Annotated in this window: 18 protein-coding genes; 4 read left to right on the top strand and 14 right to left on the bottom strand. The window is 62.5% G+C overall.

Annotated elements, in window-relative coordinates:
- The first annotated feature begins 306 nt into the window (after positions 1-306).
- The 3 genes from nuoH (at position 307) to FKV68_RS25175 (ending at position 2500) form a co-directional block, all read left to right on the top strand.
- Complete coding sequence (gene nuoH, locus FKV68_RS25185; protein ID WP_180943254.1) at positions 307-1293, top strand: NADH-quinone oxidoreductase subunit NuoH; 987 nt, start codon at positions 307-309, stop codon at positions 1291-1293.
- Between the two features lie 53 nt (positions 1294-1346).
- Positions 1347-1913 (top strand): NADH-quinone oxidoreductase subunit I, encoded by a 567-nt coding sequence (locus FKV68_RS25180; protein ID WP_180943253.1) that lies wholly within the window; start codon positions 1347-1349, stop codon positions 1911-1913.
- Positions 1914-2059: 146 nt separating this feature from the next.
- The gene (locus FKV68_RS25175) at positions 2060-2500 is read left to right on the top strand and encodes a CBS domain-containing protein (RefSeq protein ID WP_180943252.1); all 441 of its coding nucleotides are present in this window, start codon (positions 2060-2062) and stop codon (positions 2498-2500) included.
- A 253-nt stretch (positions 2501-2753) separates the two neighbouring features.
- Here FKV68_RS25175 and nuoG read toward each other — a convergent pair whose 3' ends face one another.
- The 14 genes from nuoG to FKV68_RS25105 all read right to left on the bottom strand — a co-directional run bounded on the left by nuoG (position 2754) and on the right by FKV68_RS25105 (position 17374).
- Positions 2754-5336, bottom strand: a complete 2583-nt coding sequence (nuoG, locus tag FKV68_RS25170) for an NADH-quinone oxidoreductase subunit NuoG (RefSeq protein WP_180943251.1) — start codon at positions 5334-5336, stop codon at positions 2754-2756.
- An 80-nt stretch (positions 5337-5416) separates the two neighbouring features.
- Positions 5417-6682 carry an NADH-quinone oxidoreductase subunit NuoF gene (gene nuoF / locus FKV68_RS25165; protein ID WP_180943250.1) on the bottom strand — a complete coding sequence of 422 codons (1266 nt, stop codon included), beginning with the start codon at positions 6680-6682 and terminating at the stop codon, positions 5417-5419.
- A 4-nt stretch (positions 6683-6686) separates the two neighbouring features.
- Positions 6687-7199 carry an NADH-quinone oxidoreductase subunit NuoE gene (nuoE, locus tag FKV68_RS25160; RefSeq protein ID WP_180943249.1) on the bottom strand — a complete coding sequence of 171 codons (513 nt, stop codon included), beginning with the start codon at positions 7197-7199 and terminating at the stop codon, positions 6687-6689.
- A 16-nt stretch (positions 7200-7215) separates the two neighbouring features.
- A complete protein-coding gene (nuoD, locus tag FKV68_RS25155) occupies positions 7216-8430 on the bottom strand; it encodes an NADH dehydrogenase (quinone) subunit D (protein WP_180943248.1) in 1215 nt (404 codons plus the stop codon).
- A 100-nt stretch (positions 8431-8530) separates the two neighbouring features.
- Positions 8531-9067, bottom strand: a complete 537-nt coding sequence (locus tag FKV68_RS25150) for an NADH-quinone oxidoreductase subunit C (RefSeq protein ID WP_180943247.1) — start codon at positions 9065-9067, stop codon at positions 8531-8533.
- Positions 9064-9567, bottom strand: coding sequence for a NuoB/complex I 20 kDa subunit family protein (locus FKV68_RS25145; RefSeq protein ID WP_180943246.1), 504 nt, complete (start codon positions 9565-9567; stop codon positions 9064-9066). Before FKV68_RS25145 ends, FKV68_RS25150 begins: the two co-directional genes overlap by 4 nt.
- Complete coding sequence (locus FKV68_RS25140) at positions 9555-9920, bottom strand: NADH-quinone oxidoreductase subunit A (RefSeq protein ID WP_180943245.1); 366 nt, start codon at positions 9918-9920, stop codon at positions 9555-9557. The genes FKV68_RS25145 and FKV68_RS25140 overlap by 13 nt, the downstream gene beginning before the upstream one ends.
- A gap of 259 nt (positions 9921-10179) precedes the next feature.
- On the bottom strand, positions 10180-11619 hold the full coding sequence (locus FKV68_RS25135) for an NADH-quinone oxidoreductase subunit N (protein ID WP_180943244.1): 1440 nt from the start codon (positions 11617-11619) through the stop codon (positions 10180-10182).
- Positions 11616-13091, bottom strand: a complete 1476-nt coding sequence (locus FKV68_RS25130) for an NADH-quinone oxidoreductase subunit M (RefSeq protein ID WP_180943243.1) — start codon at positions 13089-13091, stop codon at positions 11616-11618. The genes FKV68_RS25135 and FKV68_RS25130 overlap by 4 nt, the downstream gene beginning before the upstream one ends.
- Before the next feature lie 8 nt (positions 13092-13099).
- Complete coding sequence (locus FKV68_RS25125) at positions 13100-14860, bottom strand: Na(+)/H(+) antiporter subunit D (protein ID WP_180943242.1); 1761 nt, start codon at positions 14858-14860, stop codon at positions 13100-13102.
- Positions 14853-15107, bottom strand: a complete 255-nt coding sequence (locus tag FKV68_RS25120; protein ID WP_180943241.1) for a hypothetical protein — start codon at positions 15105-15107, stop codon at positions 14853-14855. Before FKV68_RS25120 ends, FKV68_RS25125 begins: the two co-directional genes overlap by 8 nt.
- Positions 15104-16567 (bottom strand): monovalent cation/H+ antiporter subunit D family protein, encoded by a 1464-nt coding sequence (locus FKV68_RS25115; RefSeq protein ID WP_180943240.1) that lies wholly within the window; start codon positions 16565-16567, stop codon positions 15104-15106. The genes FKV68_RS25120 and FKV68_RS25115 overlap by 4 nt, the downstream gene beginning before the upstream one ends.
- A 4-nt stretch (positions 16568-16571) precedes the next feature.
- Positions 16572-16874, bottom strand: coding sequence for an NADH-quinone oxidoreductase subunit NuoK (gene nuoK, locus FKV68_RS25110; RefSeq protein ID WP_136504789.1), 303 nt, complete (start codon positions 16872-16874; stop codon positions 16572-16574).
- Positions 16874-17374, bottom strand: a complete 501-nt coding sequence (locus FKV68_RS25105) for an NADH-quinone oxidoreductase subunit J (protein WP_180943239.1) — start codon at positions 17372-17374, stop codon at positions 16874-16876. Before FKV68_RS25105 ends, nuoK begins: the two co-directional genes overlap by 1 nt.
- Positions 17375-17958: 584 nt before the next feature.
- On the opposite strand from FKV68_RS25105, the gene FKV68_RS25100 reads away from it, so the two are divergent.
- Entirely contained in the window at positions 17959-20226 is a 2268-nt protein-coding gene (locus FKV68_RS25100; RefSeq protein ID WP_180943238.1) for a PBP1A family penicillin-binding protein, read from the top strand.
- The last annotated feature ends 91 nt before the right edge of the window (positions 20227-20317 follow it).

Here is a 20317-nt window from a genome sequence, read left to right as displayed (position 1 = left end):
GGGAAAAGCCCCCATGGGATCGTCGGCTTCGGGTGCTCCTGCACGTTTCCTTAAATCCTAGCCGATTTAAGAAAAAACATGCTGCAATTCAAAGTGCTACAGCGTCCTTTGCCGTCTGATAAGACGCGCGGCGCTGTAGTGACGCGGGACAGACAGGCCGCAGGCCACGGCGGCAAAACGGTGATGCCATTGTGGTTCGTGCGCCGCCGTTGTACCGTGCAGATAGACAGCGCCCAGATTGCCAGTGCTTAGCCGGCGCAAAAGTCCGGCCACGTGTTTCAACCCGTTGGAAAAGCAGCCACGGACATGGAACTTATCGTCGCCCTTGGCCTGATCGTCTTCAAGGTCGCGTTGCTGATCGCGATGCTCCTGCTCTTGCCCTTGCCGCTGACCTGGCTGGAACGCAAGATCGCCGGGCACATGCAGCAGCGGATGGGGCCGATGCGCGTCGGGTGGCACGGGATGCTGCAACCGGTGGCGGACGGCATCAAGCTCTTCACCAAGGAGGACCACATCCCCGCCGAAGCCGATCGCTTCCTGTTCAAGCTGGCGCCGATCCTGGCGCTCGCCCCGCCCTTCGTGGTGTTCGTCGCGATCCCCTTCGGCGAGAGCGTCTCGGTGCTCGGCAACGAGATCTCCCTCTACGTTTCCAACATGAACGTGGCGCTGCTTTTCGTCTTCGCGGTGATCGGACTCGAGGTTTATGGCGTCATCTTCGGCGGCTGGGCCGCAAACAGCAAATATGCCGTGCTGGGCAGCCTCAGGACCTGCGCGCAGATGATCAGCTACGAGATCCCGATGGGGTTCGCGGTCATCGGCGTGGTGATGCTGGCGCAATCGATGAGCCTTTTGGACATCGTCCGGGCTCAGGCCGATGTCTGGAATATCGTTTACCAACCGGTCGGATTTTTCGTGTTCTTCGTCGCCGGGCTTGCCGAAGCCCAGCGCATCCCCTTCGATCTGGCGGAAGCGGAAGGCGATCTGGGGGCCGGATTCCACACCGAATACAGCGGCATCCGCTTCGCCTTCTTCATGGTCAGCGAATACGTCATCATGCTGCTCGTCTCGGTCCTTTCGGTGATCCTATTCTTCGGTGGCTGGAATGGGGTGCTGATCCCCTTGCCGCCGCTCCTCTGGTTCGTGCTCAAGGTGGCGTTCTTCGTCTATTTGTTCATGTGGTTTCGCTTCACCTTCCCGCGCTATCGCTATGACCAGCTGATGGCCATCGGGTGGAAAGTCTTGCTTCCGCTGTCGATGGCGAACATAATTATTACAGGTATTGTTTTCTCCTAGGGGCCGGGAGCGGCTTCCCGCATCCGAGGAGACGATGCAGCAGCGAGGCGGCGATGTCGCACGCACGAGACAGAACCGGAACATGGATCGGCTGGGCGTTCTTCTCTGATCTGTCGAGCGCCCTGGCGGTGACCTTCGGCTATATGTTCTCCAGAACCGTGACCATGCAGTATCCGGACAAGGAAAAATGGCTGCCCTATTCGCGCTATCGCGGGCACCACTTCCTCAAGCGGGACGATGAGGGCGAGATCAAGTGCGTAGCCTGCGAACTCTGTGCGCGGATCTGTCCCTGCGACTGCATCGAAGTCGTTCCCTACGAGGACGAGAAGGGCAACCGGCGCCCGGCCAAATTCGAGATCGACACGGCCCGGTGCCTGTTCTGCGGGCTGTGCGAGGACGCCTGCCCGGCGGATGCGATCGCTCTTGGCCAACAATATGAATTCTCGAGTTTCTCCTCGCGCGACCTGGTGATCGGGCGCGACGACCTGCTCGCGAAGCCCGGCAAGGCGGCGACCGGCGGCGGCGTGGTTGCCGCGCGGCTGAACACGAAGAAGGACGTTCTGGTCGAGGCAAGCGAGCCGCAGGGCTACAACTGGTGGAGGAATATCCGCCGAACGTGAACGCGCGTTAGTTGTCGATCCCGGGCTTGGCGCATGACCGCTTAAATTGCAGGCGATTTGAGGGTAAAATCGTGCGGCAATTCAAAGTGCTACAGCGACCCTTGTGCCTTTGAAAAACGCACGGCGCTGCAGGGCAGGAGGCTCACATGTTTGTCGGCGATATCGTGAAGAACAAGGGCGTCGGGGTTATTGCGGTCACACCCGCTCACACCATGGTGGAAGTGCTGCGGCTGTTTCGCGAAAGCAATATCGGTTTCGTGGTCGTCAGTCGCGCGCCCGGGGAATACCTGGGTACGCTTTCGGAACGCGATTGCTGCAATGCCTTGGCGGAATACGGCGCCGACGCAGCGATGATGCGGGTTGCTGATATCATGAACCGCAGCGTGGCAACCTGCTCGACACAGGATTTGCTGCCCTATGTGATGGCGATGATGACCCAACGGCGTACCCGCCATGTGCTGGTCCTTGAAGGCGACAGCGTTGTCGGCGTGGTCAGCATCGGCGACGTGGTCAAGCACAGGCTCGACGAAGCTTTGCGCACGGAGCAGGACCTGCACGATTACATCTGCGGAAGCCACTATCACTGAACCAATCAGCCTGCACGAGGTACCCCGCCGCCCTGCCGGGCATCTCCCCCACAAGGGGGGAGATCGGCAAGACGCAGACTCCCGGCCTTTCCTCACCGCGACAAAGTTAGCCTCATTGTTGGCAGAGGCGAGTTCGCAGCGGTGCCCCCTTGATCTCCCCCCTTGTGGGGGAGATGCCCGGCAGGGCAGAGGGGGGTACTGCGCTCGGTGGATCACAAACGCTACGCAGGACGGTGTCCTGGGAGCGATTCAATCAAATTCGATCTTGCTCAAAAGCGGTGGAAGCGGCGCTATCGAAAACTGGTGCGGCCTCGCATACTTCCACCGGACATGGATATTCGTTTCTCCGCATCAGGCTGTTGAGGCGCAGCGCCCTGTAGTTTTCCGGAACAAACACGAGGCCGCTCGGGAAGCGCCGGTTGACATTGAGTTTCGCCGTCAGTTCGCCGTGCGCGGATCGCACCACCAGCTGAGCGCCATCCGAAAGGCCAAGCTCGGCGGCGTCCTCGGCGCTCATTTCGACATAGGGGTCATCTGCAACGGTGTTCAGGATCTCCGAGCGTTCGGAAAGATATCCGTTATGGAACAGCGAGTTGCCGGTCACCAGCACGAGCCGGTCGGTAGCCTTCGCGGCCGGCGGCGCCGCGAAGAACCTGCCAGCCGCAGCTAGCGCGGCCGATTTGGTGAAGGCACCGTCGGCGCCGAGACCGTCCTGCGTCAGTCCCTGATAGGCTGGAACGAGCCGGGCAATCTCGTCGAGGATCCCGCCTTGCGTCGACGGCTGCAGCGGTTCCTTGCGAAGCGCGGCGACGAAGTCGAAGATCGCCAGATTGTCGCGCGCCTCGAAGGCCGGCTCGCGGAATTTGCGAACCTTCTGGACCCGGCCCTCGTTGTTGGTGAACGTGCCAGCCTCCTCGCCGAAGCCCGCCGCCGGCAGGACGACCTCCGCCAGGCCTGCCGTTTCCGTGAGGAAGGTGTCCTGCACAATCAGGAGATCGGCGCCGCCGAGCGCATGCGTCACGAAATCCCGGTCGGGATAGGCGATCAGAGGGTCGGTTCCAACGATATAAAGCGCGCCCATCCGCCCGTCGGCGCAGAGATCCAGCATCGCGTCGAGACCGGAGCCCGGTTCGAACGGAATCTCGGCGCCCCAGGCCCGTTCGAGAGTTGTTCGCGCCGCGTCGTCGCTGACGACGCCGAGCCCCGGCAACGCCGTAGGCAGAACCCCCATGTCCCAGGCGCCCATCTGGTTGGCGCGGTCGAAGAGAAACTGCATCGCCGGGCCCTTGCCGAGCAGGTCAAGAACCTTCAGCAGGCTGTTGACCTGTTGCAGCGTCGCGCGCGCTTCGGGTGACCTCAGGAGCTCCATGCTGACAAGCACGGTGACACTGCGGCTCTCCCTGAGCGTGGAGGCCAGTCGATCCGATTCCTCACGATTGGCGGCCTCGGCTTGTCCGCCGATTTTCGCGCCGATATCCGCAGGGACGTCACCCGCCAAGGCCTGACCGTCCGCCGCCGCGAGCGCAGCCGCTACGTCCGCAAGGCCCGCCGCCTCCCCGCCCGGTCGCACGCGAACCACCGCACGGGCATCGGCATCGAGACGCGATGGCCGCGCCGAAAGCATGAGCAATCCAGTCTGCCGCCGCCGCACGGCATCCCTCAGCAGGTATTCGGTGACCGGGTTTTCCTCCGTCACGTTGCCGCCGATCACGAGCACGCAGTCGCGACCGATCACCTCTTGCAACGGCGCACGGCTATAGAAACCCGCCACCAGCGGGCCGAGCGCATCGAAAGGCGTAGACCAGCGCGAGGAGCAGTCGATATTGTTGGTGCGGAACACCGTCCGCATCAGCTTCTGGAATTGATAGAGCACCTCGTTGGGCAGGCGCGCAGAGGCAAGCCCGCCCGCGGCCTTGCCCTCGACAGCCGAGAGGCGGCGGCGCAGGTAGTCCCCGGCCTCAGCCCAGGAAACCGGAGTGAGCGCGCCGTCACGACGGATCATCGGCCGCTTGATCCGGTCCCGGCTCTCGATGAAGTCGAGGCCAAAGCGCCCGCGCACGCAGAGCGTTTCGCGGTTCACCCCGTGCTCCCAGTCCGAGCGGACCCGCATGAACTCGCCCTTGCGCGCGCCGACGGTCAGTTGACAGCCGGTGCCGCAATGCGGGCAGATGGTATCGGTCTCGGCAAGATCCCAGGGCCGCGCCTTGTAGCGGTAGGGGAAGCTCATCAGCGCGCCGACGGGGCAGACCTCGACGCAGTTGCCGCACTGGTCGCAGCTTGCAAGACTGCCCTCGAAACCGGTGACGGCGGTATCCATCCCCTTTTCGACCGTTCCCAAAGCGACTGCACCGACGACCTCTTCGCACATCCTGACGCAGCGTTGGCACTGGATGCAGCGGTTGACGTTCATGATGATGACCGGGCTCAGACGGATGTCCTTCGAGTGGAAGACACGCTTGGGGTCGCGGAACTCGCTTTTGCGCGGTCCGTATGCCATCACCATGTCCTGCAGCTCGCACTCTCCGCCCTTGTCGCAGATCGGGCAGTCGAGCGGGTGGTTGGCGAGGAGCATGTCGAGCATGGACGAGCGCGTCTCCTCGATCATGGGCGTGTTCGTCCTGACCACCATGCCGTCGGTGACCACGGTCGCGCAGGAAGGTTGCAGCCGCCTGAGCCCCTCGATTTCGACCAGGCACATGCGACAGGAGGCAAGTGCCGGCAGCCGCTTCCAGTAGCAGAATGTCGGGATTTCGATGCCCAAACGCTCGGCGGCCTGCAGCACCGTGGAGCCAGCCTCAACTTCCATCGTTTGTCCGTCGATCGTAATGCTAGCCATATTTCCTCGCAGCCCTGTCCGTCTTGGTTTCATGCATGTCGTTGTCGCAAAACCGCAGCACGCTTTTTGGGTGACATGCATTAGTGGAACGGGCACCTCCGTTCCTCGATATGGGCGACGAACTCGTCGCGAAAATGCTTCAACGCGGCACGCAATCCCATCGCGGCGCCGTCACCCAGGGCACAGAACGTGTTGCCGAAAATGCCCTTGCAGAGCATATCGAGCTGCTCCAGGTCACCGGGCGCGCCCTCCCCGGCTTCGATCCGACGCAGGACCTTCACGGTCCAGTTCAACCCCTCCCGGCATGGCGTGCACTTGCCGCAGGACTCATGGTGGAAGAATTCGACGATCCGGGTCGCGACCTTGACCATGCAGGTGGAATCGTCGACCACGATCACGCCGGCCGAACCGAGCATCGAACCGACGGCGGCGAGCGAATCGAAATCCATCCCCACCTCCAGCCCGGGCTCCGGAATGACCGGCGCCGAAACGCCGCCCGGTATGACCGCCTTGATCTTGCGTCCCGGCAGCGGGCCGCCGGCGTGCTCCTCGACCAGTTCCCTGAGTGGTATGCCCATCGGCAACTCATAGAGGCCGGGTTTCTTCACCTGCCCGCTCACACAGTAGAGCTTCGGGCCGGGGCTCTTGTCCGGGCCGATGCCGCGGAACCAGGCAGCGCCCCGCGTCACGATATGCGGCACGCAGGCGAGCGTCTCGACATTGTTAATCACCGTGGGGCTGGCGTAGAGCCCGGCCACGGCCGGAAACGGCGGCTTCAATCGCGGCTGCGCCCGCTTGCCCTCGAGCGACTCGAGCATCGCGGTCTCCTCGCCGCAGATATAGGCGCCGGCGCCGCAGTGAATGTGGACAGTGAAGTTGAATTCCGTGCCCAGAATGCGCTTTCCGAGGTAGCCTCTTTCGTGAGCCTCGGCGATCGCCTGCTCCAGGCGACGGATCGCCGTCACATATTCCCCGCGAACGTAGACATAGGCCGTCTCGGCCCCAATGGCGTAGCCGCTCACCGCCAACCCTTCGATGAGCTGGTGGGGGTCGCGCTCCATGATGATTCGGTCCTTGAAGGTGCCGGGCTCCCCCTCGTCCGCATTGCAACAGAGGTATTTTGGCTTGTCGGTCCCTTTCGGCACGAAGCTCCACTTCATCCCCGTCGGGAATCCGGCGCCGCCGCGACCGCGCAGGTTGGATTGTTTGACGAGCTCGACAAGCTCGTCAGGCGTGTTTTCGCTGAGCGCCTTCCTAAGCGCCTGATAGCCGCCGCCGGCCTCATAGGTCGAAAGCAGATGGCCGTTCGCGGCCTCGATATTCTTGAGAAGAACCGGCTCGAACATGGCGCTACTCTCCCGGCAATGGCTGAGAAGCACGCTCATCGTCCGCGACCCGCCCCGCCGCAGCCCGAAGACTGTCCAAAAGGGCGTCCAGCCGCGCGACATCGAGATCGCCGTGGTAATCGTCGCCGATCTGCATCACGGGGGCCATCTCGCAGGCGCCGAGGCATTCGACGGTCGAAAGGGTGAAGAGCCCGTCCGCCGTGGTGTCGCCCCTTCTGATGCCGAGCGCCCCCTCCATATGCCTCAGGAGGTTCTCCGATCCGCACAGCATGCAGGAAACATTGTCACAGAGTTGCAGATGGAACATGCCCACCGGCTCGGTGTGGAAGAGCGTATAGAAGGTCGCGAGCTCGTAGACCCAGATCCGCTCGACGCCGAGGATGTCGGCGACCTCCTCAAGCACGGGACCGGGCAGATGGCCATGCTCCTTCTGTGCGATCACAAGCGCGGGCATGATCGCCGAGCGCTGGTCCGGATAGGCTGCCGCCGCCTGTTCGATTTTTTCGCGCATGCTCATCGCGCCCAAATCTCCCCTACTTGTCCACCTCCGCCATCACCGGGTCAAGGCTGCCGAGCACCGCGATCATGTCCGCCAGGTAGCGAGCGTTGGTGACCCCGAAGAGCGCCTGAAGATTGACGAACGAGGGCGCCCGCACCTTCATGCGGAACGGTTTTGGCGACCCGTCGCTGATGATGTAGAAGCCGAGCTCGCCCTTTGGCGCCTCGATCGCCGAATAAACCTCGCCGGCCGGCACGTTGAAGCCATAGGCCGACAGGTCGAAATGCTGGATCAACGCCTCCATCGAACAGTGCACCCGTTCCTTGTCCACCGGGAAGGCGATCGTCGGCATGTCGATCTGGAACGGCCCTTCTGGCATCTGGGCGAGACATTGCTCGATAATGCGGATGCTTTCACGCATCTCGTCGACCCGGCACCGCCAGCGCGCGTAGCAATCGCCCTCGTCGCGGGTGATGACCTTGAAATCGAGCCGGTCGTAGATTTCATAAGGTTCGTCGCGCCGGATGTCCCAGTCGACACCGGAAGCACGCAGGTTCGGGCCGCTCACGCCCAGGTCGATGGCATCTTCGGCAGAGATCACCCCGACGCCTTCGGTGCGATTGAGGAACACACGGTTATCTTCGAGCAGTCGCTCATAGTCGCGGATCCGGCTCGGGAAGATATTGCAGAACTCCCTGATCTTCGGAAGGAACCCCTCGGGCAGGTCTTCGCGCACCCCGCCCACCCTGCAGAAGGAGGTGTGCATGCGCGCACCGGTAATCATTTCCAGGAGGTCCATGATCATTTCGCGTTCGCGCATGACGTAAAGCAGCGCGGTCATGGCACCGAGGTCCATCGGCAGCGCCCCGGTAATCAGGAGATGGCCGGAGATCCGCGCCAGTTCGGCCATCAAGACACGGATATATTGCGCGCGGATCGGCGCTTCGATCCCCAGAAGTTTTTCCACCGCCAGCGCGAAGGCAAGGTTGTTCGAAGGCGGACAGAGATAGTCGAGCCGGTCCGTCAGCGGGAAAATCTGGGTGTAGGTAAAACTCTCCGCCAGTTTTTCGGTGCCGCGGTGAAGATAGCCGATATGCGGATCCACGCGCTCGACATACTCGCCATCCAGTTCGAGGACGAGGCGCAGCACCCCGTGGGTGCTCGGATGCTGCGGGCCGAGATTGAGAAGCACCTCCTTGGTATCGAGCGCTTCGCCTTGCGGCCTCGTGAGCTCAGTGACTTCGGTCATCTCAAGTCTCCGGTGCGGAGCGGCCTCCTTTGAACCAGTGAGTACGATGCGGGCGGAAAACCGCCGACAAAACCGCTGCACATTTTTTGGGCGACATGCATCAGGGAATCTCCCTGGTGGCAAGATCGGGCTGCGTCGGCGGCGGGCCTTCGGCGCCAAACGGGTTCAGCTCGTCCTTGTAACCCCGGAGCGGAAAATCCTTGCGCTGCGGGAAGCCCTCGAACCCTTCCCACATGTAGATCCGGCGCAGGTCGGGATGCCCGGTAAACCGGATCCCGTACATGTCCCAGGCCTCGCGCTCGTGCCAGTTGGCGGTGCGCCAAACGCCCGTGACCGAGGGAACCTCGGGGGGATCGCCAAGCCGGCACTTGATGCGGATCCGCCATTTGTTCGGCAGCGAATAGAGGTGATAGACGGCCTCGTAGCGCGGCGTTTCGGGATAGTGATCGACCCCGCAGATGTCCGAGAGGAAATTGAATTTGAGCGCCGGATCTTCTTTCAGAAACCGGCAGAACTCGACGATCTTCTCAGGAAGAACAGCAAAGGCATCGATGCCGTGCGCGGTGCCGAGATCCTCGATTGCTCCCCCGAAGCGCTCCATGATCGGAGCGCGGTTGAGAGACGGTTCCACACTCATGACGCTACAACCCTACCCAGAGGCGTTCCCGTCAACGCACGGGACTTCTTGATCTTCTCTTGCAACAGGAGGAAGCCGTGCATCAGCGCCTCGGGCCGCGGCGGGCAGCCGGGCACATGCACGTCGACCGGCACGAAGGTTTCCGACCCCTGAACCACGGCGTAGGTGTTGTAAACCCCGCCCGAAATGGCGCAGGTGCCCATGGCGATCACCCAGCGCGGCTCCGGCATCTGATCGTAGAGCCGCCTGACGACCGGTGCAAATTTCCGCGTCACGGTGCCGGCGATGATCATCACGTCGGACTGGCGGGGCGAAGGCCGAAACACCACGCCGAACCGGTCGAGGTCATAGCGGGCGCAACCGGCCGAGATCATTTCGATGGCGCAGCAGGCAATGCCGAAGGTCTCCGGCCACAGTGCCGACCTTCGGCTCCAGCCGATGATGCTGTCGGCGGTGGTGAACAGGACGCTGTCGCGGATCGCGTTTCCTACTCCTCCCATTCAAGCGCTCCCTTCAGCCAGGCGTAGGCGAAGCCTACGAGCAGCAGCACGATGAAAACGAACATCTCGATAAAGCCGATCAGCCCGATCTCTTTGAGGACCACGGCCCAAGGAAAGAGGAACATCGCCTCGACATCGAAGACGACCAGCAAGATCGCAAGGATATAGAACTGCACCCGGAAGCGGCCTCCCGCAGCCTCGCCCGCAGGGTCCATGCCGCACTCATAGGGCATGTTCTTTGCCGGATAAGGATTGGAGGGGCGCAGCAGCGAGGAAACAAAAAGCGTCACCCCCGCCACCAGAACAACTCCGGCGACCATGAAAAGAACCGGCAGGAATTCCATTGCCGTCATATCAGTACGCCCCGCTCAACCAACGAGGGCTTTGCTCAGTCGCGATATGGGGGCCGGTACTATCATCGCCCCGAGAAGCAACCTGGGCAATCCTCCTGAGACTTTATTCCGTCGGGCGGATCATTGCAAATCCAATCGATTAGGCGGAATCGGTGGATCGTTTCGGGTCGTGACCACGTTGCCGAGTGGAGGCCCCCCCTCTGCCCGGCCGGGCAGAGGGGGGTATCAATGCTCGCTTCCACTCTAATCGGCATCCCACTTAACCCCCAGCCGCCGACTGTTGCGCAAGCCCAAGGAACCACGCCGGGAATAGTCCGATGCCGATGGTGCCGAGGGCGGTGAAGGCGAGCGTGGCGCGCACCATGGGCGTCAGCGCCGGGTCGAACGCCCTCTCCGGCTCGCGCATGTAGATCACCATGACGATGCGGATGTAAAAGTAGGCTGCGACGGCGCTCAGGAGCACGGCGATCACCGCCAGCAGGACGAATCCTCGCTCGACGAGTGCGACCAGCACGTAGAACTTGGCGAAGAATCCGGCCGTCGGCGGAATGCCGGCGAGCGAGAAGAGATAGAGCAGCATCAGGAGCGCGAGTCCCGGATGCGACTTGGCGAACCCCGCGTAGTCGTTGATAACCTCGCCCGAGAAATCGCCGTTCCGCATCATGATGACGGCGCCGAAAATGCCGAGGTTCATGAAAGCGTAGATCAGCAGGTAGAGCATCACGCTGGCGATCCCGTCCTGGCCGCCGGCCACCACGCCAAAGATCGCGAAGCCGGCATGAGCGATGCTGGAATAGGCGAGCAGACGCTTGAAATTGTCCTGCACCAGCGCCACGAAACTGCCGAGCGCCATCGTTACCACCGCGATGACCGCGACGAGGATCCAGACGTCCGAGGCGGCGACCAGAGGGTTGAGGAAGACCCTGAGGATCACTGCGAACCCCGCCGCCTTCGGCCCAACCGACATGAAGGCGGTGATCGTCGTCGGCGCGCCTTCATAGACGTCCGGCACCCACATGTGGAACGGCACCGCGCCGACCTTGAAGACCAGCCCGGCGACAATGAAGACCACCGCCAGCAGCAATCCGGGATCGAGCGGATCGCCGGTCACCGCCTCAGCCATGGCATTGAGCTGCGTCGTGCCGGTAAGCCCGTAGATCAACGAGACGCCGTAAAGGAAAATCCCGGTCGAGACCGCGCCAAGGATCACGTATTTCAGCGCCGCTTCGTTCGAGCGCCGGTCGCGCCTGAGGAAGCCCGTCAGCACATAGGTGCAGAGCACCATCAGTTCGAGGCCGACATAGATCGACAGAAGATCCGTCGCCGAGGCCATGATCATCATTCCGAAAAGCGCGAAGAGCAGCAGGACATAGTATTCGCTGCTCCCGATCCCTTCGATATCGGCATATTTTCGCGACAGGAGGAAAGTCAGGATGGTGGCCAGGTAGAACACGAGCTTGAAGAAGACCGCGAAGCGGTCGGCGATAAACATGCCGGAATAGGCCGGCCGCACCTCGCTCGCCAGCAGCAGCGTCGCAAAGGCCGCGATCAGCACGACCGCGACGGAGGCGGCGACAAGGAAATGTTCCTGCCGCTTGCGCACAAGCTGACCGAGGATCAGCAGGATGCAGGCGCCGGTGACCACCACGATCTCGGGCAGGCTTGCTATGATCGAGTGGAAGAGCTCGGCGTCGGTCATCGGCCGCTCCCCTCATCATGCACCTCTGCCAGCAGATGCTTCACGGAGGCGTCGATGATCTCGAGAAAGGGTTTTGGATAAAGCCCGACCCAGAGCACGAAGACGGCGAGCGGTAGGATCGCCACCATCTCGCGGGCGTTCACGTCGCGGATCTTGAACCGGGCGCCGACGCTGGCCGGACCGAGCGCCACTCTCCTGTACATGCCGAGCAGATAGGCCGCGCCCAGGGTTGCGCCCAAAACGGCGGCCGCGCCGACGGCGAGGTTCGCCGCAAACCCGCCCGACAGCACCAGCAATTCACCCACGAACGAATTCGTTCCCGGCAGCGCCATCGACGACAGGGTGAACAGCGCGAGAAACACGGTATAGACCGGCGCCACCTTCATCAGCCCGCCATAGTCGGCGATGCTTCGCGTATGGGTGCGCTCGTAGATCAGGCCGACAAAGAGGAACAAAGCGCCCGTCGTCACGCCGTGATTGAACATCTGCAGGATGCCTCCCTCGAGCCCGCGGATGTTCAGCGCAAAGATTCCCATCGTCACAAAACCCATGTGACTGATACTGGAATAGGCGACCAGCTTCTTCAGGTCATCCTGCGCGAGCGCAAGCAGCCCGCCATAGACGATTGCGAGCGCGGATAGCGCCAGCATCAGCGGCGAAAAATACACCGACGCCTCCGGCAGCATCGGCAGCGAGAAGCGCAGGAATCCGTAGGCGCCCATCTTCAGGAGCACGCCGGCAAGGATGATGCTGCCCGCCGTCGGCGCCTGCACATGGGCATCCGGGAGCCACGTGTGCACCGGGACCATCGGCACCTTGACGGCGAAGGCGATCAGGAAGGCGAAGAACAGCCAGGACTGGACGCGGAACGGCAAGTCCTGCGCCGTCAAGGCGAGGATGTCGAAGGTCTCGCCGCCATGGAAATAGAGCGCGATGACGCCAATAAGGAACAAGAGGCTGCCCGCCAGCGTGTAAAGAAAGAACTTGAACGCCGCATAGACCCGGCCGTCGCCGCCCCAGACGCCGATGATCAGGTACATGGGGATCAGCATCGCCTCCCAGCATACATAGAACAGGAACAGATCGAGCGCTGAAAACACCCCGAGCATCAGCGCCTGCATGGAAAGCAGGCTGACCATGAACGCCTTCACCTTGCGCTCGATCGCGACCCAGGAGGCGAGCACAGAGACCGAGCCAAGGAGCGCAGTCAGGAACACGAAGAGCGCGCTGATCCCGTCGACGCCGAGTGCGTAGGTGATCCCGAGCGCGGGCACCCACGGGACCGTCTCGGTGAACTGCATCTCATGGGTCGTCGTGTCGAAGCCGGCCAGCAGAGCGATCGCGAGCACGAGGTCGAGGACGGTAACAACGAGCGCTGTCCACCGCACCGCGTCGTCGCTGCGGAGAAACATCAGAACCGCCGCCCCGGCGGCCGGCGTGAATAGGATGAGACTGAGCAGCGGGAACCCCATCATTCCCCCTATCGCCATACCACGGCGAAAACGACGATAGCCGCAATCACGCCGGCGATCATCGCCAGCGCGTAGTGGGTCACGACGCCGGTCTGCAGCCGCCTCAGCACCCCGCCGCCGCCAAGGATCGAACGGGCGACGCCGTTTACGACGCCATCTACGCCGTTAAGGTCAAGCCGCAGCCCGGCGCGCGCCGAACCGTGCAGGAAGGGCAGCACCGCAGTCTCTGACGCGTCACTCACAGCCTTCTCGTAGCGCGCCAGCGGCTTTTCCGCGAGCCACATGAAGCCTCGCGCCGCCTTGCGATAGAACCAGTCCGTATCGAGGCTGATCGTGTTCTCGGGATCGAGCGCGCTCAAGAAAATGACGAAGCCCAATGCGGTGAACATCAGGATGCCGAGGCTTTCTGTCACATGGGCGCCTGTATAAGGCTCGAAGTCGACCGGATAGGGCAGGAGCGCATAAAGCGGCCCGGGGAATACCCCGATCGCAATGCAGAGCGCCGCCGCCATGCCCATCGCAACCAGCATGTTGCGGGGAGGCTCCCGCGCCTCCAGCTTCCGGTCCGTGCCGAAAAACATGTAATAGGGCAGCTTGAGCCCCGTGTGCAGGAACGTTCCCGACGATGCCATCGTCAGCGCCAGCATCACCAGCGCACGGTGATCCTGGCCCGCGGCCGCCACCACCATCGACTTGGTGACGAAGCCCGAGAAAAACGGAAACGCCGAGATCGCGAAGGCGCCGACCATGTAGAGCGCCACGGTCAACGGCATGGTCCTGTAGAGCCCGCCGAGCTCGGTGAGCTTGCGCCGGCCGGTGACGTGAATCACCGCGCCGGCCCCCATGAACAAAAGCCCCTTGTAAAGGATATGGGCGAAGGCATGGCTGGTGGCTCCGTTCACCGCCAGCTCGGTCCCGATGCCGACGCCCGCCACCATGTAGCCCACCTGGCTGACTATATGATAGGCGAGCAGCCGCCGGCAGTCATTTTCAAGGACTGCGTAGACGACACCGTAAAGCGCCATCACCGTGCCGAGCCAGACCAGGAGCTCCGTGCCGGGAAAGGCTCGTGCCAGCACATAGACGGCGGTCTTGGTGGTAAAGGCGCTCATGAACACCGCGCCGGTGACGGTTGCCTCCGGATAGGCGTCGGTGAGCCAGGCGTTGAGCGGCGGCACAGCGGCATTCAGCAGGAACCCGGCGAGGATCACATAAGCGCCTGGGCCCATATTGCTCTCGATCGGGCCGAAGAGCAGCGATCCGGTGGCGGCCGCATGGACAAGGATGCCGCCGAGCAGGGCGACGCCGCCGGTGACGTGGACCATGAGATAGCGGAATGCGGCGCGTGTCGCCTTCTCGCTACCTTGAGCGAAAACCAGATAGGCCGAGGCGAACGCCATGCCCTCCCAGAAGAGGTAGAGCGTCAGGTAATCGCCGGCGAACACCACGCCGAGCGCGCTGCCGACATAGACGAACGCCGCCACATGTTGGCCCGCGCGCGTAAGATGCAGCGCGTAGACCATGCCGATCAGGGCCATGATGGTGAAAACCGTGGCAAAGACGATGCTGAGCTTGTCGACCCTCGCAATCAGGATTTCCTGTCCGATGAAGGTCGTCGCGCCGTAGCTGCCCGGCTCAATGGCGAGCACGGCGAAGATCGCCAGGAGCGGGATCAGCACCAGATAGACCTTGCGAACCAACCCCTCCAGGAACGGGATCGCTACAGCGCCAAGAATGAACAGGAGGGCGGGATGGACAAAGTCAGTCATAATAGTCCTCGCGCCGCATGAGCCCGCCCTGGTGGCCGAGGAACTTGGAAACGAAAATCAGGATCACGCAGGAGCCGAAGCCATAGACGGCCGACCAGCCAGGCAAGCGCTCCCACAAATATTCTGCATGTTCGCGGGGGACCAGAAAGTCGGCGACGACGATCAGAGCGAGCAGCAGATAGAACAGCCGGCGGCGGCGTGTCGCATGTCTCTCGTCGCCAAAGAAATCGACGATGCGCTCGATCATTTGATCACTCCCTCCGCCAATACGAGGAAATAGCCGGGGAAGACGCCCATCAGCACCGACAGGATCGCGGTCGCAACCAGCGGGATCGTCACCAACGGAATCTCGCGAACTTTTGCCGAGCTCTCCTGCGCCTCCGCCCCAAAAAAGGCGACATAGCTGACCGGCAGGAAATAGGCGGCATTCAGCACCGAGCTCGCCAGCAGCACGATCAGGAACGCGACTTCTCCTGCCTGGACCGAGCCGAGCGTCAGATACCACTTGCTGACGAAGCCCGCGGTCGGCGGCACTCCGATCATGCTCAGCGAGGCGACGAAGAACGCCCCCATCGTCCAGGGCAGCCTGCGGCCGATACCGGCCATGTCGCTGATGTTGCGCTTGCCGGACGCGCAGTAGATCGAGCCGGCGCAGAAGAAGAGCGTGATCTTGGAAAAGGCGTGCGCCGCGATGTGAATGATCCCGCCGACCATCGCGACCGGCGACAACAGCACCGCGCCCAGCACCACGTAGGAGAGCTGGCTGACTGTCGAATAGGCGAGCCGCGCCTTGAGGTCGTCCCGCGTCAGCGCGTAGATGGACGCCATCACGATCGTGAACGACACCAGATAGGCGGTGGCGATGCCGAGTCCCAGCCCGCCCATCAGGCCCACGCCGAAGACATGGAACACCACCCTGAGCACGCAGAAGACGCCCATCTTGACCACCGCCACCGCATGCAGGAGCGCGCTGACCGGCGTCGGGGCGACCATTGCGGCAGGTAGCCAGGCATGCATCGGCATCACCGCGGCCTTGGCGAAGCCGAAGAGATAGCAGAAATAGACGACCGTCAGCAGAGCCGCCGGGGCGTTGGCGCCCGCGAGCAGTCCCCCGGGCACGAAGTCCAGCGACCCCGCGATGTGGTAGGTCAGCGCCAGCGCGGCAAGGAGCACGCTTTTCGAAGCACCCATCAGATAGACGAGATACTTGCGGCTGCCCTTCCAGCTCTCCTCGTCCTCGTGGTGGTAGACGAGCGGATAGGTGACGAGGCTCAGCACCTCGTAAAAGATCACCAACGTGAACAGATTGGCGGCGAAGGCGCCCCCGACAGCCGCCGCGAGGCTCATGGCGAAGCAGGCGAAGAACCGGGTCTGCGCGTGCTCATGCAAATGCCGCATGTAGCCGATGGAATAGACCGCCGCCACGATCCACAGGAGCGACGAGACGGTGGCAAACACCATGCCGAGCGCATCGACCCGGAAAGCGAAATCGATGCCGGGCAGGATCTCGAAGAGACGCAGTTCGACGGTTCCGCCGGAAAGCACCGTCGGCGCCATCGAGGCGACGGTTGCAAACATGGCGATCGCCGCCAGCGGCGAGACGAGATCGCGGGCTTTTTCGCGCTTGTTCAACAGGAGAACTGAAAGGGCCGCCAGGCCGGCAATGGCGACGGCAAGCAGCGGCCGGATCGAGATCACCGGTTCCAAGCCGCTATCCTTTCATCACGGTCACATCGTCGACCTTGAGAGTAGCCTTGTTCCTCACGAGGGCGACCAGGATGCCAAGGGCGACGGCTACCTCCGCAGCGGTAGTTGCGATGACGAAGATCGCGAAGATCTGCCCGCGGAAATCAGCGTAGTAACGCCCGAAAGCGATGAAGTTGATGTTGACCGAGTTGAGCAGCAACTCCAGCGACATCAGCACGACCAGAATATTGCGCCTGAGCAGCACGCCGGCCGCCCCGATCACGAACAGCACTACTCCGAGCAAGATGTACCACGAGAGCGGAACCATCACCCCGGCTCCTTCCGCGCCAGCACGATCGCGCCGACAAGGGCAGCCAGCAGGATGACGGAGGCGGCTTCGAACGGGAGGAGATAGTCGGCGAAAAGGGCCGTGCTGAGTTCTCTGACCTGATCGCCGCCGCGGATGGCGACAGGTTCCGCGATCGAAAAGCGGTCGCTCCAGAGCACCAGTACAACCATCTCGACGCCGAGCAGGACGAGCAGCACGAGAGCCGGCAGGTTGCCACCCGGCAGGAACCGCTGCAACACCGCTTCCCGCACGTCGATCATCATGATCACGAACAGGAACAGGACCATGATCGCGCCGACATAGACGAAGATCTGGATGACCGCGAGCAATGGCGCGCCGAGCAGGACAAAGATTGCCGAGACCTGGAGGAAGCACGCCATCAGTGCCAATGCGCTGTGAACGGGATTGCGCGCCAGGACCACAGTCAGGGCTGTGATCACGGACACCGCAGCGAACAGAAGAAAGAACCCCTGATGCATCGACGCCGACCCCTCCCACGCGAACTAGTCACTCGGCGCGAGGCGGCCGGTCTGCGATAGCTCCGCACTTCGGGTGCATTCACAAATTGTGCCCTAGTATCGGATATTTCACAAGATTATTGAGATCGGCCGAGCAGACCGGGGCAGTCCGGACCTGGCACATGGGCACCGTTCCTCGAACGGTGGCTCGACCCCACCAACCGCAGCCCTGCGAGACGATGCGCCACACCTCTTTCGAACGCCGCCTCTCGATGCCGGCCGGCTTGCCGGGAATGGTGGCCCGTTTGTTCCTTGCCATCCGGCCTGCAGGTGGCGCAGGGGCAATCTCGAGAAAGGCCGCCATTGATCTGATGGCATCAGTCGAAAGACTCTTCGCAATTTCTGCCATAGAGCTCGAATAGAGTATGCTTGCATTCCGTCAGCGGCGCAGCATCTGCCATTCCTTGTACCTGTCGTTGGCAACCTCTTGCCCGGCCAATGCGTTCTGCGCGCAAGGCGATCCGAACCGAAGCGAGAACATCGGAAGGGTCGCGTCGCGCGGCTCATGGCGGCGTTGGCGCAGTCGTTTGGAAAAGAGTTCACGCATGGCGGACAACAACGCTGCTCCGGGTGGAGGCGCGGAAAATCAAGGGCCAGAGTCATCCCGGTCCGGCATTGAAGCGGCAGGACGCTCCGATGGCGCTGCATTTGGGCGTACGGGCAGAGCGCTTGCAGAAATCGGCCGGGCGTTGCTGAGGCTTGGACAGGCAGTGCGTCACGATGCGGTCGGCGCGACCTCCCAACTCGCTGAAAAGCTTGATGGCAAAAACCTCCGGCAGCGACCGCGAGAGCCGGAGGTATCCGACGCAAGGCAGAACGCTGCCGGCTTGGATGGAACCCTTTGGATGGGCCTTCGGCGCCGGCGTTCAAGAGACATGACCGCTCCCCCAGCGAGCGCACACAGGAAGCGCGCCATCTTCGCGCGGGGCGCGGCAATTGCGGGCGCAGTATTGCTTGCCGCGCTGATCGCCGTTTTTTCGTGGGCATTGAGGGACGTGCCGTGGGACGAGATTGCCGATGGTTCATTGAAGCCGGTGGTGGTGCTTGAAACGGCTGCCGGCAAGCCGCTGGTGACCCAAGGGCCGCTTCAGGGCCCCTATGCGACCCGAGCAGATTTCCCGTCGCATCTCATCGATGCCGTGCTTACAAGAGAGGATCGGCGTTTCTATGCGCACTTCGGTATCGATCTAAGGGGCATTCTTCGTGCGCTTTATACGAATGTCGGTGCAGGCGAAGTCGTGCAGGGCGGCAGCACGATTACGCAGCAGCTGGTCAAGATCCTCTATCTGGAGCGGGATCGCACCTGGAAGCGGAAGATCCAGGAAGCAGTCATTGCCTTCTGGCTGGAGCGCAAACTTGGCAAGGACGAAATCCTCACGCGATACCTGAACAATATCTATCTTGGTGCCGGCGCAACGGGCGTCCCGGCAGCTGCCCGCATTTACTTCGACAAGGACGTGCGGGATCTCAATGTAAGTGAATCCGCGATGCTTGCGGGCATCATCCGTGCGCCCTCGCAGCTCAATCCCATAAGCAACCCGGATGGCGCGCGGCGGCAGGCGGAACTCGTGCTCGATGCCATGATCAAGAGCGGCAAGGTAACCGCAGAGCAGGCCAAGACCGCGACCGCCGAACTTCGTCCGGCAAAGCCGGCAATACGGTCAGGCAGTTGGTTTGCCGACTGGGTGATGCAGGAGGCGCGCGAGCTTGCAGGCCCTTACCGCGGCACGATCAAGGTCAGAACGACGATTGTGCCGCGGCTGCAGGCGATCGCCGAAAAGGTGGTTGCCAAAGCCCTCGAGCAGGCAGGTAAAGAAGCGGGAGTGCAGCAGGCTGCCTTGGTGGCGATGACGCCGGAGGGCGCTGTGGTCGCCATGGTCGGTGGGCGCGATTACTCGAAGAGCACCTTTAACCGCGCAGTCTCGGCGATGCGCCAGCCGGGCTCTGCCTTCAAGCTCTTCGTCTACTATGCCGCATTGAAGGCCGGCCTCACTCCTTTCGACTGGGTCGAAGATGCGCCGATAGAGATCGACGGCTGGTCTCCGGAAAACTACGACGGCGGCTATCGCGGGCAAGTGAGTATCGCGGAGGCGTTCGCGCGCTCGCTGAACGCCGCGACGGTGGCGCTGGCGATGGAAGTTGGGATCGACAAGGTTATCGCCGCCGCTCGCGAATTGGGGATCGATGCCAAACTCGCTGAAACGCCGAGCTTGGCGCTCGGCTCATCGGAAGTGAACCTGCTTGATCTTACCGGCGCCTACGCTTCGGTCCGGGCGGGCGCGGCCCCGGTCGAGCCCTGGGGGATCGTATCTTTCCGGGCGGATGGCGAGCCCCGCGCGTTCCGCTTGGGCGCTCCCAAGCACCCCACTATCGATCTTCGCCAGTACCAGCCGGATCTCGTCGATTTGTTGCGGCTGGTCGTCGAACGAGGGACGGGCCAGGAGGCCAATCTCGGGATGTTTGCAGCGGGCAAGACGGGCACCAGCCAGAACCATCGCGACGCATGGTTCATCGGTTTCAACGAACGGCTGGTCGTTGGCGTCTGGGTCGGAAATGACGACGAGACACCCATGAACGAGGTAACAGGCGGCAAGCTACCGGCGCGAATCTGGCGGAGCTTCATGAGCGCAGCATCGGCCACAGGCGACGAAAAGGCGCCCAGCGAGTCCGATCAGACGATCAGTTCCGCAGATGACGGCGGGGCGCCTGCGTCCTGCAATGTTCACGCCTGCGCACGCGCCTACCGCTCGTTCCGGCCGTACGACTGCACGTTCCAGCCCTACACGGGGCCTCGTCGCCTTTGCGAAAAATAATCCACTCCGCGACCTTGGGAACCGTCTGCCGGAAATGAGTCGAGGTCTCGAATTCCGCGGCCAAGCGACGTCTTGCAGCCATTTTCGTCGC

It is taken from the genome of Sinorhizobium mexicanum (assembly GCF_013488225.1).
Lineage (GTDB): Bacteria > Pseudomonadota > Alphaproteobacteria > Rhizobiales > Rhizobiaceae > Sinorhizobium > Sinorhizobium mexicanum.
This window is presented reverse-complemented; position numbering and strand designations above follow the sequence as displayed.

Bases quoted from the DNA above. Each gene is read 5' to 3' on its own strand.
- nuoH (WP_180943254.1), top strand. From the start codon at position 307: ATGGAACTTATCGTCGCCCTTGGCCTGATCGTCTTCAAGGTCGCGTTG.
- FKV68_RS25180 (WP_180943253.1), top strand. From the start codon at position 1,347: ATGTCGCACGCACGAGACAGAACCGGAACATGGATCGGCTGGGCGTTC.
- FKV68_RS25175 (WP_180943252.1), top strand. From the start codon at position 2,060: ATGTTTGTCGGCGATATCGTGAAGAACAAGGGCGTCGGGGTTATTGCG.
- nuoG (WP_180943251.1), bottom strand. From the start codon at position 5,336: ATGGCTAGCATTACGATCGACGGACAAACGATGGAAGTTGAGGCTGGC.
- nuoF (WP_180943250.1), bottom strand. From the start codon at position 6,682: ATGTTCGAGCCGGTTCTTCTCAAGAATATCGAGGCCGCGAACGGCCAT.
- nuoE (WP_180943249.1), bottom strand. From the start codon at position 7,199: ATGAGCATGCGCGAAAAAATCGAACAGGCGGCGGCAGCCTATCCGGAC.
- nuoD (WP_180943248.1), bottom strand. From the start codon at position 8,430: ATGACCGAAGTCACTGAGCTCACGAGGCCGCAAGGCGAAGCGCTCGAT.
- FKV68_RS25150 (WP_180943247.1), bottom strand. From the start codon at position 9,067: ATGAGTGTGGAACCGTCTCTCAACCGCGCTCCGATCATGGAGCGCTTC.
- FKV68_RS25145 (WP_180943246.1), bottom strand. From the start codon at position 9,567: ATGGGAGGAGTAGGAAACGCGATCCGCGACAGCGTCCTGTTCACCACC.
- FKV68_RS25140 (WP_180943245.1), bottom strand. From the start codon at position 9,920: ATGACGGCAATGGAATTCCTGCCGGTTCTTTTCATGGTCGCCGGAGTT.
- FKV68_RS25135 (WP_180943244.1), bottom strand. From the start codon at position 11,619: ATGACCGACGCCGAGCTCTTCCACTCGATCATAGCAAGCCTGCCCGAG.
- FKV68_RS25130 (WP_180943243.1), bottom strand. From the start codon at position 13,091: ATGGGGTTCCCGCTGCTCAGTCTCATCCTATTCACGCCGGCCGCCGGG.
- FKV68_RS25125 (WP_180943242.1), bottom strand. From the start codon at position 14,860: ATGACTGACTTTGTCCATCCCGCCCTCCTGTTCATTCTTGGCGCTGTA.
- FKV68_RS25120 (WP_180943241.1), bottom strand. From the start codon at position 15,107: ATGATCGAGCGCATCGTCGATTTCTTTGGCGACGAGAGACATGCGACA.
- nuoK (WP_136504789.1), bottom strand. From the start codon at position 16,874: ATGGTTCCGCTCTCGTGGTACATCTTGCTCGGAGTAGTGCTGTTCGTG.
- FKV68_RS25105 (WP_180943239.1), bottom strand. From the start codon at position 17,374: ATGCATCAGGGGTTCTTTCTTCTGTTCGCTGCGGTGTCCGTGATCACA.
- FKV68_RS25100 (WP_180943238.1), top strand. From the start codon at position 17,959: ATGGCGGACAACAACGCTGCTCCGGGTGGAGGCGCGGAAAATCAAGGG.